The sequence below is a fragment of the Denitrificimonas halotolerans genome (assembly GCF_034259425.1).
In the GTDB taxonomy this organism is placed as follows: Bacteria; Pseudomonadota; Gammaproteobacteria; order Pseudomonadales; family Pseudomonadaceae; genus Denitrificimonas; species Denitrificimonas halotolerans.
Map to the genome: position 1 here is coordinate 1 of NZ_JAXIVU010000004.1, position 15,285 is coordinate 15,285.

Annotated in this window: 18 protein-coding genes and 1 pseudogene; 9 read left to right on the forward strand and 10 right to left on the reverse strand. The window is 47.8% G+C overall.

From position 1 onward, the window contains the following. The first annotated feature begins 9 nt into the window (after positions 1 to 9). The 3 genes from TOI97_RS13300 to TOI97_RS04340 all read left to right on the forward strand — a co-directional run bounded on the left by TOI97_RS13300 (position 10) and on the right by TOI97_RS04340 (position 1,436). The gene (locus TOI97_RS13300; RefSeq protein WP_407651316.1) at positions 10 to 111 is read left to right on the forward strand and encodes a hypothetical protein; all 102 of its coding nucleotides are present in this window, start codon (positions 10 to 12) and stop codon (positions 109 to 111) included. A 66-nt stretch (positions 112 to 177) separates the two neighbouring features. Further along, on the forward strand, positions 178 to 357 hold the full coding sequence (locus TOI97_RS04335; protein ID WP_456077545.1) for a S24 family peptidase: 180 nt from the start codon (positions 178 to 180) through the stop codon (positions 355 to 357). A gap of 566 nt (positions 358 to 923) precedes the next feature. Beyond that, positions 924 to 1,436 carry a thioredoxin domain-containing protein gene (locus TOI97_RS04340; protein ID WP_321552899.1) on the forward strand — a complete coding sequence of 171 codons (513 nt, stop codon included), beginning with the start codon at positions 924 to 926 and terminating at the stop codon, positions 1,434 to 1,436. A gap of 248 nt (positions 1,437 to 1,684) precedes the next feature. On the opposite strand, the gene TOI97_RS04345 is transcribed toward TOI97_RS04340, so the two are convergent. From TOI97_RS04345 to TOI97_RS04365, 5 genes are all read right to left on the reverse strand, one after another. Further along, positions 1,685 to 1,810, reverse strand: coding sequence for a hypothetical protein (locus tag TOI97_RS04345; RefSeq protein ID WP_321552900.1), 126 nt, complete (start codon positions 1,808 to 1,810; stop codon positions 1,685 to 1,687). An 82-nt stretch (positions 1,811 to 1,892) separates the two neighbouring features. Then, positions 1,893 to 2,210: an HPF/RaiA family ribosome-associated protein gene (locus TOI97_RS04350; protein ID WP_321552901.1), complete on the reverse strand. Its 318-nt coding sequence runs from the start codon at positions 2,208 to 2,210 to the stop codon at positions 1,893 to 1,895. A 197-nt stretch (positions 2,211 to 2,407) separates the two neighbouring features. Next, complete coding sequence (locus tag TOI97_RS04355; RefSeq protein ID WP_321552902.1) at positions 2,408 to 2,980, reverse strand: DUF2254 family protein; 573 nt, start codon at positions 2,978 to 2,980, stop codon at positions 2,408 to 2,410. 96 nt (positions 2,981 to 3,076) lie between these two features. Then, on the reverse strand, positions 3,077 to 3,973 hold the full coding sequence (locus TOI97_RS04360) for a YihY/virulence factor BrkB family protein (RefSeq protein WP_321552903.1): 897 nt from the start codon (positions 3,971 to 3,973) through the stop codon (positions 3,077 to 3,079). Between the two features lie 457 nt (positions 3,974 to 4,430). Continuing rightward, the gene (locus TOI97_RS04365) at positions 4,431 to 4,721 is read right to left on the reverse strand and encodes an RNA-guided endonuclease InsQ/TnpB family protein (protein WP_321552904.1); all 291 of its coding nucleotides are present in this window, start codon (positions 4,719 to 4,721) and stop codon (positions 4,431 to 4,433) included. Between TOI97_RS04365 and tnpA the strand changes: the two are divergent. Further along, positions 4,685 to 5,052, forward strand: a pseudogene (gene tnpA, locus TOI97_RS04370) (IS200/IS605 family transposase). The gene TOI97_RS04365 and the pseudogene tnpA overlap by 37 nt on opposite strands. Before the next feature lie 208 nt (positions 5,053 to 5,260). Then, positions 5,261 to 5,788, forward strand: a complete 528-nt coding sequence (locus tag TOI97_RS04375) for a rhodanese family protein (protein ID WP_321552905.1) — start codon at positions 5,261 to 5,263, stop codon at positions 5,786 to 5,788. Between the two features lie 43 nt (positions 5,789 to 5,831). On the opposite strand, the gene cobS is transcribed toward TOI97_RS04375, so the two are convergent. The 4 genes from cobS to TOI97_RS04395 all read right to left on the reverse strand — a co-directional run bounded on the left by cobS (position 5,832) and on the right by TOI97_RS04395 (position 8,795). Then, positions 5,832 to 6,602 (reverse strand): adenosylcobinamide-GDP ribazoletransferase, encoded by a 771-nt coding sequence (gene cobS / locus TOI97_RS04380; protein WP_321552906.1) that lies wholly within the window; start codon positions 6,600 to 6,602, stop codon positions 5,832 to 5,834. After that, positions 6,599 to 7,213: a histidine phosphatase family protein gene (locus TOI97_RS04385; protein WP_321552907.1), complete on the reverse strand. Its 615-nt coding sequence runs from the start codon at positions 7,211 to 7,213 to the stop codon at positions 6,599 to 6,601. Before TOI97_RS04385 ends, cobS begins: the two co-directional genes overlap by 4 nt. Further along, positions 7,210 to 8,268: a nicotinate-nucleotide--dimethylbenzimidazole phosphoribosyltransferase gene (gene cobT, locus TOI97_RS04390; protein ID WP_321552908.1), complete on the reverse strand. Its 1,059-nt coding sequence runs from the start codon at positions 8,266 to 8,268 to the stop codon at positions 7,210 to 7,212. The genes TOI97_RS04385 and cobT overlap by 4 nt, the downstream gene beginning before the upstream one ends. Positions 8,269 to 8,480: 212 nt before the next feature. Next, positions 8,481 to 8,795, reverse strand: coding sequence for a DUF2288 domain-containing protein (locus TOI97_RS04395; RefSeq protein WP_321552909.1), 315 nt, complete (start codon positions 8,793 to 8,795; stop codon positions 8,481 to 8,483). Positions 8,796 to 8,888: 93 nt separating this feature from the next. On the opposite strand from TOI97_RS04395, the gene TOI97_RS04400 reads away from it, so the two are divergent. From TOI97_RS04400 to TOI97_RS04415, 4 genes are all read left to right on the forward strand, one after another. Further along, the gene (locus tag TOI97_RS04400) at positions 8,889 to 9,776 is read left to right on the forward strand and encodes an NAD(P)-dependent oxidoreductase (protein ID WP_321552910.1); all 888 of its coding nucleotides are present in this window, start codon (positions 8,889 to 8,891) and stop codon (positions 9,774 to 9,776) included. After that, positions 9,776 to 10,555: a hydroxypyruvate isomerase family protein gene (locus TOI97_RS04405; protein WP_321552911.1), complete on the forward strand. Its 780-nt coding sequence runs from the start codon at positions 9,776 to 9,778 to the stop codon at positions 10,553 to 10,555. The genes TOI97_RS04400 and TOI97_RS04405 overlap by 1 nt, the downstream gene beginning before the upstream one ends. Positions 10,556 to 10,660: 105 nt before the next feature. Then, positions 10,661 to 11,983, forward strand: coding sequence for a spinster family MFS transporter (locus tag TOI97_RS04410; protein ID WP_321552912.1), 1,323 nt, complete (start codon positions 10,661 to 10,663; stop codon positions 11,981 to 11,983). Positions 11,984 to 12,003: 20 nt separating this feature from the next. Next, the gene (locus TOI97_RS04415; RefSeq protein WP_321552913.1) at positions 12,004 to 12,306 is read left to right on the forward strand and encodes a BolA family protein; all 303 of its coding nucleotides are present in this window, start codon (positions 12,004 to 12,006) and stop codon (positions 12,304 to 12,306) included. An 84-nt stretch (positions 12,307 to 12,390) separates the two neighbouring features. On the opposite strand, the gene TOI97_RS04420 is transcribed toward TOI97_RS04415, so the two are convergent. After that, complete coding sequence (locus tag TOI97_RS04420) at positions 12,391 to 15,219, reverse strand: aconitate hydratase (RefSeq protein WP_321552914.1); 2,829 nt, start codon at positions 15,217 to 15,219, stop codon at positions 12,391 to 12,393. Positions 15,220 to 15,285: the final 66 nt, after the last annotated feature.

The window sequence follows — 15,285 nt, forward strand, 5'->3', positions numbered from 1 at the left end:
TACATCGAGGTGTTTTATAATCGCCGTCGCAGACATAGTCATTTAGGCCAGTTATCACCGGCGGATTATGAAGAAAGAGAACGTCTCAACGAGGCAGCTGAGTGTCTATGAAACTGTGGGAAGTCCAAATGACAGCCCGATTATTTCTAAAATATCGCGCAAATCTCGTATTCAGGCATTTACCCAAATGGCATTCTGATGCCTGATCGGTCTGTGAGGGTAGGGCATGGCGATATTGTTATTGCTGGCTTTCATGGTGAGCTGACTGTCAAGGAGCTAGAGCTGAAGCCGGTTACGCGCCTGATACCGCGTAATAAAGCCTATCAACCCATTGATGTGCTAGAGGGGGCGAGCTAGATATCTTTGGCGTTTTCATCAGCGTGGTGTGCAATATGCATCGTGAATTATCAGTGAAGCTATGAATAGTGTGTTTGCACTTGTCGACTACAATAATTTTATGCCAGCTGCGAAAAGCTATTTAGCCCAGATTGAAAGAGTGTCTCGATAGTGGTTTTGTCCAATCACGATCTGAGGGGGAAACCGTTAGTCAACTCTGTAGAGTTCCTGCCACCTTCTCGGCTGTTCTGGAGCAGACGTTTTAAACCTTCAAAAGGAAATTTAATCGCAGTAGAAGTGGGCAGCGGTATGAAATAGGCATTTGCAACAAAAGATCTAGAGCTGGCCGGTCGATTTTTTGAAGGCTTCCCGCTGCTGATCGGGTCGAAGGGATGGCCGGTCGAGCCAGCGCAAACCCTCTCTAAAGTACACTTATTGATAGTAGCCAGTTTTACTTGACCACTATACAATCTGCCACGTAATACACTGTGTGCGTTGCCAAACCGAGAACACTCGCACGTTTGATTTAGGCTGCGATTTTTATCGGGAGCTACGTTTTCCGACTTGCATAAAAAGGAAAAAGCTCTATGAGAACATCCATCGCACTCATACTTGCGCTGCTGTCGCCTGTCAACGCTTGGTCACAGCTCTCGAACAGTCCGATCCCTGATTTCACGGCAACTGTGCTCACAGGGGAAAAAGTCAGCGCTGCTCAGTTGATCGGCCAGCCAACGATCCTGATCGTCACCCCAAGCACCGATGCCGCGAATAGCACCCGTCTATGGGTTGAAGCACTTCGCAAGAATATCGACCAGACACAGGTGCGGATCAGGGATGTGCTAGCTATCGACCTGCCGTTCTTCATGAGTGAGGAAGACGCAATTGGTCGGGCCAAGGAGAAGATCCCAGCGCGCTACCAAGACCAGACTTGGGTCTTGAACGAGTCGAGCCTTGAGGACGCTTTGAACATCCCGCGCAATAGCGCCAAGGCATTTGTGTTCGTGCTCGACGCAAAGGGTGCTGTCATTGCGCGCGTCGAAGGTGAACCGGACGATACGAAAGTCCTCGAGGTCGAAAAAGCGGTTCGCTCGACCGAGTAGGGCGACCCTATACCGTCTTGACGGTATCGAGGGTTTATGGATACGACTGCACGTCTGGCCACATAGTAAGGGGGCTTCGGCTATCTCGAGAGAAAACTCTATACGCCTCACGGTGTGTGGGCGTCGGCTAGATGCTAGCGATCAATCTACTTGCATTTGGAGTGATGGGGGCAACTTTCTGGGCTGAGATGCTCTGAATCCCTGTCACCGCCGCTGGCATCAGCCATTGGGGGCGCTGTTGGCCCGTTTCAACCACCAAATAACGAATCATCCACTGACTGTTTGTCGTTAAAATAAAATGCTTTGCTTGCTGCAAAATCGACATCAGAAGCATGAATGGCAAAGCCTTCTAAATCTTTCAGTGTATGCAACATGATGTATTTATTCTTCAGATTAAAGAAAGCGCAGACAATAAATCATTGCCGCGCAAATAGGGTCAGCGTAGTCGGACGTCTGCTAGCGGTGGTCGTGCAACCGCCCGAGCGTGCTGTCCAATAGGTGGGTTAGCTTTTGCGCTGCGCCATGGACTGCCTGCTCCAACGTCGCGGCGTGTTCCGTCACAGCTACCGGCTGCAGACCTTCGAGACGCGCCTCCATCATACAGCGCTGGTCGTGCTGACCGTTCTTGTTGCCGTTCTCGTCACTCAGATGAACTTCCACCCGAGTGATATGTTCGCTGAAACGCTCCAGGGCTTGCTCGACCATGTCGGCCACCTGCGCAGCAAGCGCCTCGGTGCCGTTGATGTGGGCGTCGGTGTTGAGTTGGATTTTCATGGGTTTCTCCTATGGACTCTTGGAACGCACGCGGTGTCAGTGACGAAAACTCGCCGCCACGCCGGTACGAGATGGTATGCGCTTGGTCGGATCGATGCGCTCGCTCAAAGCGTCGCTCTGGCCGGCTAGGCTAGCTAGATTGAGTGTAGAGGGGCGTGTGTGGTCTTCATGTTGCTTCCTCTTGTGATGCCTTTGCCCTAGCGCGCGGGGACTGGTTTGACTTCGCGTGGGCTGGTTAAACCGGAAGCACACCGGCAATGTTTGCAACGACGTCGGCAGGCACATGGTTCTTGACCAGGGCCGCAACCAGCAAATCGTCTAAGACAAGTGTACAGTGATCGAGCGGTGATGTGATGAATAAAGTAAATGAGCGCGCCGATACCACCGTTCGTTAGCACGACGCCAAAAGCCACCGTCAGGCTCGGAGTGGATTCCGCTGCGCCGCGAATGATGCGTAGTACGACCAGAAAATAAGTGAATACATCGGCGGAAATGCCGAGCACAACCTGCGTGACGCGGTCGCACATGAAGTTTCGCAGGATGCAGGAGGTGTATTGGCTGGAGGCTAGCGTCACTAGCACCATCAAAAATGTGACGCCCATCACGCTCATCATCGAGCCGACGGTGGTGGACAACACCCCGCGTGCACCCACCGCGCCAACACCAAACAGACGCGGCCAGTGAGACATCCACTGCTGTCTACAGGTGGCGTCGACTTGAAGCAAGGCCACCGCGACCGCAAGACTCCCCGTTACAATCAGCGAGGGCAAAAATCAAAAACTGCCCCGTAGGTTGTTTTAGAGTTGTTTGAGTGTGTTCATAAATTAACATTCACCTTTTGTAGGCTAATTAAAGTGAGACGTTTCTCACCTACCGGTTGGTTGCAACGAAACATCAGCTTTTGCCCGGACCTCCGCTAGCGCTGCGCAAAAACAGACACTGAATACGCAGACGCAGCTTGAGAGATAAATCCACAGTAGAAACGCCATGATACCGCCTAAGGCTCCGTAGAGAGCATTGAAACTCGAGAAGTGGATCCCGTATAGCAGAAACAGCCACTCGCCAATCGAGATCAAAAGCGTCGCGGCCAGCGCGCCAAGCCAGACTTCGGAAAATCGGGTGGCCCGGCTTGGGGCTAGCCGGTAAATCATGAGCAAACCGTAGAACAAAACCAGCCACGGAATGAGTTGGAAAATCATGGTAAACATCCAGTCGGGAAATCCGAATCGAGTGGTGAGCCATTCTTGGAACATCCGTGCTATCCCTGGCAGCAAGATGCCGATCAACACAGCGCTCAACGTGATGCCGAGTAGGGCAAGGCTTTTCAATGGCAACTTCCACCAATTATAAGTTGGCGAATACCAGAGACGGTTCGTGGTCCGGATCAACATACCCAGTAATTGCAGCGCACTCCATAGCAAAAATGGAACCGCCGCCAGACTGATCTGGCCGCGGGCCGCCAGCATGCCGCCAATGGCCGTCACCGCAGAGTATTCCTGTTCATCGGTCAGGGGTATGTAATGATTGACCCACTGCACGACCGCCTGCGTCGCCACCTCGCGCTCGACGAACAGCGAACCGGCGGTCACCAGTAGGGTGACCAGAGGCAGGACTGATAACAGCAGGTGATAAGCAAAGGCGGCGGCAGCCTCGTTGCCATCTGCTTCCACCCAGCGTGCGCAAGTGCGGCAGATAACTCGCCACGCGGTGGATTGCTTAATTTTGAGCAATAATTTCCACATCATTTTTTCACTGGCCAGCACTCATCGAACCGTTTGTAAAAGTGTTGCTTCGACTTGGAGCAATACTTTCATCTTTGTTCGGCGTTTGCTGAGTTTGAACCCTTCTCTAGGCGATATTTGGAAGTCTTGGAAATTGATTGTCATAGTGTTCCTTTTGGTCAGCAAAGCCATTGTAAAAATTCCAGGCTGTTTTTGGTTTCTACGTCGGCAGTTTGTTGGGCTTGACCGGACGCAGCGAGGGAGTGGTCGTTTTGAGGTGGTTTCTGGATTCATTTAAGGTTAATAGTAGTTCTATTTAACGAGAAAAGTACAAGAAATGACCAAAATAGGCGTTTCCGCAGTAGATCAGTGTTAAGTCCGATTTGCTGTGAGCTCGCGCCCCTTTGGTTCTGGGACTGCTCGAACGTTCTTATGCTCCAACTCTTCGTACAGTTTATGCACTCGAACAAAGAGCTGTGACGTTGACATCCTCCCCGATCTAAAGGAGGGGGATTCCTACTGCTAGACGGCCATGCTCGGCCGCGAGAATGTGACGTGCCGCGTTGATATCGCGATCGTGGGTGACACCACACCCACTGCACGTCCATTCTCTTATTCCAAGTCCTGCGATACCTTTCGGCCTCGACTCGGGCAAACTGCCGCAACTCGAACAGGTTTGGGTGGTGTATGCCTCGTCAACTTCCTTAAAAACAATGCCTGCGTGAGCGCATTTATAGTCCAACATTGTTTTTAATTGACCCCAGCCAGCATCCAACACTGACTTGGCCATCCCATGCTCACTTGGTCTTTGTTACTAAGTACCGAGGTGCTGTGTTCAACAGTCAACACCTAAAATCGCTTGAAAGTATTTTTAGCGGTGTGGGCGTGAGTTTTGAGTCAGAATTGGTTGAATTTAATGGCGAAGCTGACCACGTGCACCTTCTGGTAAACTTTCCTCCCAAGGTTTCTGTATCACGCTTAGTAAATAGCTTGAAAGGCGTACCAAGCCGCCGACTTAAACAAATGCATTATGGAGTCCGAGTTACTATGCTGGCAGCGTAGGCGGAGCGCCTATTGCAGTGATCCGGCAATACATTGAGCGGCAGACAAAATCCCTGTAGGGTTGCAGAAGCAATTCTCGCTATCCATTCGGACTTAAGAATATTGCCTCTGTATATATTTTTGTTTAGCCATAAATCGCACCGGATATTCTATACTGACATTTAATAATATATTATAATTTAATCTGTTTCGTGTTGAGAAGTGCTTAGTTTGCATCGACTTGCATGTTTGTTTAAACAAGAATTGACTGACTTAAAAGAGGTGGCAATGTCTCAGAAGGTTTTAACACCACAAGCAGCACAAGCGTTATTGGCTAAGGGGGCTATCTTGGTCGATATTCGTGGTGCTGATGAATATGCTCGAGAGCATATTGCAGAGGCGCACAACAGGCCGATGGATGTGTTAAACAGCCAAGGTCTGTTAACTCATGATGCCACTGCTGTGATTTTTCACTGTAACTCAGGTAATCGCACGCTCATGAATTCAAAGGTTTTAGAAAGCTGCGCCAGTTGTGAGGTTTATATTTTAGAAGGCGGTATAACTGGTTGGAAAAAAGCAGGGCTGCCAGTGGTAAAAGATGCTTCACAACCATTGGAATTACAGCGGCAAGTACAAATTGGTGCAGGCTCCCTAGTTCTTCTTGGAGTGATTTTAGGAAGTTTCATCTCGCCTGCTTGGTATGTTTTATCAGGTTTTGTAGGTGTAGGGCTGATTATGGCTGGTGTGACTGGTTTCTGTGGTTTGGCACGTATTTTGATGAAAATGCCTTGGAATAAAAAAACCTTGCATAATTAGTTGCTATGTTTATAAAAAGGCAGGCCTCTGAAGGGCCTGCTTTTTATAAGGCGAGTGCTACTAGTAATAGGGTTTCTTGAAGTTCTACCGCTGCTCCTAAAGTGTCGCCGGTATAACCGCCTAGACGTTTTTTTAATATGGCTCGATATGCAAACAACACTGCAAACCAGATGCTAAATAGGAATAAGGCCTTGGCTTGTAGCAGAGGAACGGTCAGCACTGCAAGTATGAAACTCATCAGTGCAAACTTACTGAGGCTAGCAGCACTTTGGGTTTGCGTAACCATGCCTTGTTTTCGTACATAAGGTGTGCAGGCCATTAAACCAATAATGCCAGATCGTGCGAGCATTGGGATCAATAATAAACTTGCAAATAAAAAGCTGAGGTTGTCTTGAGTTTGGCTTAGCAGCGCAGTAATTGCAGCGAATTTAACCAGTAACACTACGATCATGGCTGCTACTGCCATAGCACCGACCCGTGGATCTTTCATGATTTCTAGAGTGCGTTCATGATCACCGAGCCCCCCCACCCAAGCATCAGCCATATCAGCGAGACCGTCTAAATGCATAGCGCCGGTAAAATACACCCAAAGTGCCAGTACGAGTGCACCAACCAAAAAAACTGAAGCTTGTGGGTTGTAATAGAAGCATAGCTTGATAAGCCCCACTAAAAACACACCAAGAATGGCGCCAACTACTGGATAAAACCATAAGGCGGCTCGCTGTACTTCGCTGTCTATGCGTTTTAAATAGGGACCGGGTATACGGCTTAAAAAAGTCAGAGCAAACCAAAAAGCCCAATAATAAGTACTCACAGTTCAGTGCCATCCATACTTTCAAGGCTGAGCCACTGCTGTGGCTGGCCTTCATACTCCACATCGATTACTTTAAAACTCATTACGGCAGCATAAGGCAAACTTAATTTGTTTATGGCACTAGGGGTGAGCTCGAGTAGGTGTTGTGCCAGCATACGCATGACACCACCATGGGTGACCATAAGTATGCGTTGACCTTGATAGTTAATAAGTGCCTGTTGCCAAGCAAGCAGCGTGCGTTGTTGTAGAGCTTGCGTTGGTTCCCCTTGCGGAGCACAGAAATGCATTGGATCTTGCCACATGGCGCTGATGCTTTGTTCGGCCATGATTTTATCTACGTGTTGATTTTCCCATTGCCCAAAATGAATTTCAGTTAGGTTTGGCTCGATTTGTAATGGGATATTGCGTTCCGTAGCCAATAGTTCTGCAGAGGTTCTACAGCGCAGCAGTGGGGAGGTGATGATGTGTTGCCAATGCAGGTCTAAACCTTGGATGCGTTGCTTGAACTGTTCGATGCCACGCTCAGTAAGAGGGTGATCGGTTTGTCCGCGAAACACACGTCCACCTTCAGGCTCACCATGGCGTATCAAATCAATGTAAGTGGTGATCATGATGCTTTTCCTTCGACGGCCGCCTCGGCAAAGGTAGCCATATTGTTATGTATGGCTAGTGCTTGTTGAACTGTTGCGAAAGCCACAGCAGCACCGGAGCCTTCACCAAGGCGCATCGCTAAATTTAAGAGGGGCTGTGCTTTAAGGGCCGCTAATAAAATGCCATGTCCGTACTCTGCTGAATGATGAGCAAAAAGTAACCAAGGACGCACAGAGGGGTTTAGCTGAACAGCTAGCAAAGCCGCAGCAGTGGTTATAAAGCCATCAACTAAGCAAGGGATGCCCAGTTGGCTGGCACGTATATAAGCACCACTAATGGCTGCAATTTCTAGACCACCTACTTGTTCTAAAGCTTGTAGTGGAGTACGAGTTAAAGGTTGGGCTCGCTGTACGCAGGTATTCAGTATTGCTTTTTTGTGAGCCAATGCCGAGCCTTCTAAGCCTGTGCCGGGACCTGTTAAAGTATCAACATCCCGCTTCAATAGCAGAGCACTTAAACAACTAGCAGCGGAGGTGTTACCGATGCCCATTTCGCCTAGCATTAAAAAATCACAACCACTGAGGTGTATCCGCTCTACTTGCTCTTTGCCTAAGTTCAGCGCCTGGAGCGCTTGTGCAGGGCTCATTGCTGCTTGTACAGAAAAGTCTGCTGTGCCAGGCATAATAGGCCGATGGATAATATTGGCTAGGTCTTCACAGGAGTGTGCAGTACCGCAGTTAATGACTGCTAACTCGATGCCTTGTTGGCGGCATAAGGTGGCAACTGCTGCACCACCCTTAACAAAGTTGGATAACATAGCAACGGTAACTGATTGCGGATAGGCAGAAACACCTTGGGCAACAATACCATGATCGCCTGCGAAAATAAGCATATGGGGTTGATGAATTTGTGGCTTACAGCGATTTTGCATTGCGGCTAACTCAATAGCGACTTGCTCTAAGAGACCTAGTGAGCCTTGTGGTTTAGTTAACTGATCTTGATGTGCTTGTGCTTGTTGGCGTACTTGCTCTGAAGGAGCTGTGGCCGCATTGAGCCACCAGTTATCTTGTGTCATGGTTTGGGCTTATTGGTTGAAAAAGTGAAGTGTGGGTTGAGAGGTTTTTTTGCTAAAAGCAATAGAAGTTATTTCGCACTAAGGGGGCTGAGCTGTGCACTTAGCCATGATTTATAGTGAATATTGCGTGCAGATCTGCTGTCATAAGAAGGATTCTGATCGTTATTGTTTAAAAATCTTCGTCGCATCAGTGCGCTGGTTTTGATTTTAGCTTAGTGCTTGGTTTCTGTTTTGCGCTCTTGCACTAAGACCCAAGGTGCCACCACTACGGCCCAAAGCTCGGGATCACGCTGTGTGTAATCTAGAGCATGCTCATCACTTAAGTTGCATAATGCTTTTTGCTGCATTAAGGCGCTAACCTTTTTTTTATCATCGTTGATGATGTACTCAGCAACGGCCACTAAATCTTGCTCGCTAGCGACCCAGAGTACCATTCCTTTAGCAAATAACGGCATAATTTCTGCCCAGCTGATACGGGCGGTTTCACCTAGAAGTTTTGCGTATAAGTCGCTGATTTCGTTCGACATGTTTTTTCTCTCGGCAAAAGTAGGCATGATAGCTTGAGTTGCACTGTCATCCCAAGGGGCAATGCTTCATAAGTCAGTTAATTGGAGTATGTTATGAAGACATCTTTACCACGTTTAGCCTTCGCTGGAATTGGCTTGATGGGTCTGCCGATGTGTAAACGCTTATTGGCGGCAGGTTATCCATTAGTGGTTTGGAATCGTAATCCAGACAAGTGTGCGCCATTGGTTGCACTTGGTGCTCAACAGGTACATAAGTGCGCTGATTTAGCTGCACAGACCGATATTATTTTTCTATGTTTAGCTGATACAGCAGCAGTGCAAGATGTAATGTATGGCGAGCATGGGTTAGCAACAGTAATGCAAGCCCGACAGATTCTTGTGGACTTTTCAAGTATTGAGCCGGAAGCCACTCGAGCAATGGCACAGAAGTTGTTAGATGAGTGCGGTGCACAGTGGTTAGATGTGCCTGTATCTGGTGGTGTTGGGGGGGCAGAAGCTGGCACTTTAGCAATGATGGCCGGAGGTAATGCTGAAGCTTTGGCACAAGTCACTTCTGTTTTAGAGCAATTGGGGCAAAGCATTACACATGTGGGTGGTGTAGGCGCTGGGCAGGTGACAAAAGTCTGCAATCAAATGCTTGTGGCCTGTAATACCATGGTAATTGCTGAGGTAGTAGGGCTAGCAGAAAAAGCCGGGGTTGATGCAGCACTTTTGGCATCTGCTTTGGCCGGTGGTTTTGCAGACAGTAAACCTTTACAAATTTTGGCACCGCAAATGGCTACACGAACCTTTGAACCTGTTAAATGGCATGTGCGTACCTTATTAAAAGATTTAGATATTGCGGTTAAATTATCGCAGAGTCATACGTCATCAACACCTATGAGTGGATTGGCAGCGCAGTTGATGCGCAGTCACGCAGCTCAAGGTCATTTGGCAGATGATCCAGCAACTTTAATTAAGCTTTATTGCGGAGATGACTGATGCTGTTGGTTGCTAATCTATCCATGTTGTTTACTGAATTGCCATTGTTACAGCGTTTGCGTGCTGCAGCAGCAGCTGGTTTTACTGCAGTAGAAATTCAGTTTCCCTATGAAGTACCGGCGGTTCAACTTAAAGAAGAACTTGAGCGCTGTGGGCTTGAGTTGGTCTTAATGAATGTGCCTGCTGGTGACCTAATGTCGGGTGGGGATGGTTTAGCTTGTCACCCTAAGCGAGGGGTGCAGTTTAATAATGCTTTGGATGAGGCCTTGGCTTATGCATTGATGGTGCGTCCACGGCAGGTCAATATTTTAGCAGGACGCTTACCTGCAGGGGTGTCGCGTAAAAGTGCGTTGACTATACTAGCGGCCAATGTACGCGAAGCTGCGCAAGTATTTGATCGCTTAGGTATACAAGTACTTTGCGAAGCAATTAACCCTATTGATATGCCAAGGTTTTTAATTAACACCCCAGAACAACTGCAAGAGTTATTAGTGGAAGTAGGGCACAGTAACTGTTTTGCACAACTGGATGTGTACCATATGGCTCGGCAAAATATTAGCATAGAGCAAGCAATGGCTGTGCTGGGAAAAAGTGTTGCTCATGTGCAGTTTGCGGACCATCCTGGTCGTGGTGAGCCGGGTAGTGGCACATTGGACTTTAGAGGTGTGCACGCGGTACTTGAACAGTTCAACTATCAAGGGGCTATAGCTGCGGAATATAAGCCTACTGGCGCAACCGAGGATAGTTTAGCTTGGATGTATAGTGCACCGTTTGTGTAACGTTGGGTAAGTCTGAAGAAATAACAAAGGGTGTTGTGAACCCAGTATTTGAGCCGAAATCTTAGTGGTACTTATTGCCGCCTAATCTACTAAAGAGTGATATCTATGCAGCCCATAGCACACCAATCTAAACAGGCTGATAATGCTTGGCGCGTTTTGTTTTTGTTATTTTTAGCGAATGTATTGAATTACTTTGACCGTGTTGTACCTAGTATTGTGATGGAGCCTATCCGTCTGGAGTGGAATTTAAGTGATTTTCAAATTGGTGTATTGGGTACGGTGTTTACCATTGTGTATGGGGTGGCAGGGGTTCCCGTGGCGCGTATGGCTGATATAGGGGCGCGCAAAAAGATTATGGGCTGGGGGTTGATGGCCTGGAGTGTTTTAACCGCAGCCAATGGTGTGGTGCAAGGTTTTTGGGGCTTTTTATTGGCACGTATGGGGGTGGGTATTGGTGAGGCCAGTTATGGGCCTGCAGCTAACTCTTTAATTGGTGATTTGTTCCCTGCACATCGTCGTGCTCGTGCTATGGGTGTGTTTATGATGGGCTTGCCTTTGGGTTTGCTATTGGCTTTCTTTACTACAGGAGTCATTGTTGAAACTTTTGCGAGCTGGCGCGCACCGTTTTTTATTGCTGCGGTTCCGGGCATTATTTTGGCTTTGTTTGTTTTTATGATCCGTGAACCGGCGCGAGGTGCGGCGGAAGCCGTGGTGTATCACTCTGAGCCTGTGAGGCATCCGATTTTACGTATTCTAGCCACACCGACGATGTGGTGGCTCACATTATCTGGGCTGTGTTACAACTTTGCAACTTACTCCAATACATCTTTTATGGTGCCAATGTTACAGCGTTATTTTGGTTTGGAGCTCAATCAGGCTGCAATGTCTGTGGGAGTGATAGTGGGAGTTACGGGTTTGTTTGCACTCCCTTTAGGTGGTTGGATCGCCGATCGATTGCATTTGCGTTTGCCAAATGGCCGTTTACTCTTTGGAGGTATCAGTTTACTGATTACCAGTTTGTGTACAGGAATTGCTCTGCTGGGCGGTAAAATTGATGTGGTTATTTTTGTCGGTTTGTTTGCAGTAGGGTGGGTGTTTGCCTATAACTTTTATACCTGTGTGTATACTGCGGTGCAAGATGTAGTTGAACCACGTTTGCGAGCTACAGCGATGGCCTTGTTTTTTGCCGGTTTATACCTGTTAGGTGGCGGTTTAGGGCCAGTCATTGTTGGTGGTTTATCGGATCATTTTGCTGAGCAAGCGATGTTAGCTGCCGGTGCGTTAGAAATGACTGAAGCCTTCCGTGCCATAGGTCTGCACAGTGCCATGTATTTAGTGCCGGCAGCGATGGGGTTGACGGGTTTATTTTTACTGGTCGCTATCAGTACTTATAAGGATGATGCCAGAAAAATGACGCAAGAGGCCTAAGATTTAAGAGGAAGAATAAAATGATGATGCAAAAGATTGAAGCAGCCCTTACAGCTTTAAAACCCGTGGAGTTTCAGATTGAAGATGAAAGCCATATGCACAGTCGTGGTGCCGAAAGTCATTTTAAGGTGGTGCTAGTCAGTGAAGCGTTTAATGGTTTACGTCAAGTGCAGCGCCACCAAAAAGTGTATGCTGCTCTAGGTGAATTGATGCAGCAATTTCATGCAATTGCGTTACATACTTTCAGTCCTGAAGAGTGGCAAGCAGAACAGACTGTGCCTGCTTCACCTCACTGTCGCGGTGGTAGCTTGCATGATAAATAATTTTTCGTGTTTAAATTGATGTAATCTTAAAAAGGCCAGTTCTTAGGGTGGGGAACTGGCCTTTTTTATTGGAGTAGAGCGAGATTAAACTTGCGCTAAGATGTCTCGTAGTACGTAGGGAAGAATTCCACCGTGGCGGTAGTAATCCACTTCAACGGGTGTGTCAATACGTGATAGTACCGGCACTTGCTCCACACTGCCGTCATTGCGTGTGATTTCTAAAGTCAGCTCTTGACGAGGTTGCATGTCATTATCGACTCCTAGAATACTGAAGGTTTCTTCACCTGTAATATTTAGAGAGCTATAAGATGTGCCGTTCATAAACTGCAATGGTAAAACCCCCATACCGACGAGGTTGGAGCGGTGAATGCGTTCATAAGACTGAGCAATAACTGCTTTAATGCCCAGTAATAACGTACCTTTTGCAGCCCAATCACGGCTGGAACCGGTGCCGTATTCTTCACCTGCAAAGACCACTGTAGGTATATCTCGTTGCATGTATTCCATGGCAGCATCGTACACAGGTACTTGCTTACCATCGAGCAGAGTAAAGCCCCCTTCAATACGTGAGCCATCTTCGGTCGGCGGTAGCATGAGGTTTTTTACTCGCACATTGGCAAAGGTACCGCGAATCATGACGTCGTGGTTGCCTCGGCGTGAACCGTAGGTATTGAAGTCTGATTGTTGTACATCATGGCTGACTAAGTATTGTCCTGCCGGGGTATCACTGCGGAAGGAGCCCGCCGGTGATATATGGTCAGTGGTGACTGAATCGCCTAGTAGCATCAGTGCCTTGGCGTTGGTCACAGGTTTGATTGCCTTAGGCTCCATAGTGAAGTCAGAGAAAAATGGTGGTTTGGCAATGTAAGTGGACTTTGGCCAGTCGTATACTAGGCCTTTGGCACTTTCAATGTCATTCCATAATTTATTATCACTGCTGACATCGCTGTATTTTTCGCGGAAGACTGAAGGGTCCATTGCTTTACTCAGTAGTGCTTGAATCTCGCTGTTGCTCGGCCACAGGTCTTTTAAGTAAACGGGTTGGCCATCTTTTCCTGTACCCAATGGGTCTTTATCTAAGTTTATATTCACGGTGCCCGCTAGCGCAAAAGCTACCACCAGTGGTGGTGAGGCTAAGAAGTTGGCGCGAATATTCGGGTGAATACGGGCTTCAAAGTTCCGGTTACCAGAGAGCACGGCAGCTGCAACGATATCGTTTTCTACAATGGCTTGATTGTATTCAGGAATTAAGTCTCCTGCATTACCAATACAAGTGGTGCAACCGAATGCGGTAACACCAAAGCCTAAAGCCTCTAAGCTGTCCATTAAACCTGCTGCTTCAAGATATTCGGGTACCACACGTGAGCCAGGAGCTAACGAGGTTTTGACTCGTGGGTGTACGCTCAGGCCTAACTCTACAGCTTTTTTCGCCAGTAAACCTGCGGCTAAAAGCACGCTAGGGTTAGAGGTGTTGGTACAGGATGTAATTGCAGCAATTAACACATCACCATGGCCAAGATCCACGGTTTCATCGGTAAGGCAATGATCTGTAGGCGTATCTAAGCGATTATCAATCATTTCCACTTCGTGGCGTGCCATCGGTCGTTGCGGTTGTGGTGAATCTTGGTTGACCACAGGGATTAACGGGCAGCTAGTACCGTAACGCTTATTCAGTTCTGAAGCATCTTTATTAAAGCCGCCTTCAGCAATGCTTTGGCTAAAGAGTGAAGTGAAGCTTTTGTGCATGTCTGGCAAAGCTATACGATCTTGAGGGCGTTTAGGGCCGGCTAAGGATGGACGTACACTGTCTAAGTCAATTTCTATCACTTGGCTGTAATCGATTTCACCTACAGCAGGAATGCCAAACATCTCTTGAGCTCGGAAGTAAGCTTCACAAGCCTCGATATCGATTTCTTCACGACCGGTGCCACGCATATATTCTAAAGTAGTTTCATCCACGGGGAAGAAGCCCATGGTGGCGCCATACTCGGGTGCCATATTGGATAGGGTGGCACGGTCAGGCAGGCTTAAATGTTTCGCACCTTCTCCAAAAAATTCGACGAATTTACCCACGACCTTAGCTTCACGTAAAATTTGTGTGACGGTTAAGACTAAGTCTGTGGCGGTCATGCCTTCGCGTAACTTACCTTTGAGATTTACTCCCACGACATCAGGAGTGAGTATATAGAGGGGTTGGCCGAGCATTGCTGCTTCTGCCTCAATGCCACCAACGCCCCATCCAACGACACCAAGCGCGTTAATCATTGTGGTGTGAGAGTCGGTTCCAACTAAAGTATCGGGGTAGGCCATGCCATCTTTTTCTTGAATTCCAGGAAAGAGGTATTCAAGGTTGACTTGGTGAACAATCCCAAAACCTGGGGGAACTACTTTAAAGGTGTTAAAGGCTTGCATGCCCCACTTGAGGAATTGATAGCGCTCTCCATTACGCTTAAATTCCATAGCCATATTTTTTTCTAAAGCATCAGGACTGTTGTAGAAATCCACCATGACTGAGTGATCGACGACTAGATCGACTGGGACTAAGGGTTCAATAGCGCTGGCTGGTTTACCCATTTTTTCTGCGGTATTGCGCATGGCAGCAAGGTCACAGAGTAGAGGTACGCCGGTAAAGTCTTGCAGCACAACTCGGGCCACAGTAAAAGGGACTTCTTCATTGCGTGCAGCATTGGGTTCCCAATTGGCTAACTGTTGAATGTGCTCAAAAGTGATGCGTTGGTTGTCTGCATTACGGATTAAAGATTCTAAAATAATCCGAATTGAAATAGGTAGACGGGTAATTGAATTTAGACCAAGATTTTTAAGTGCAGGTAGAGAGCTGTATTTAAGGGTTTTACCGTTGCTTAAAGTGAAAGCATGGTGTAGTTGGCGCGGGTCAAAAGCGGGCGTTTGCATAGCGTAGTCCTCTTTTTAATATGTGACTCATTGGTCTACAGCATAGCCCTTTCTACATGAGAATGT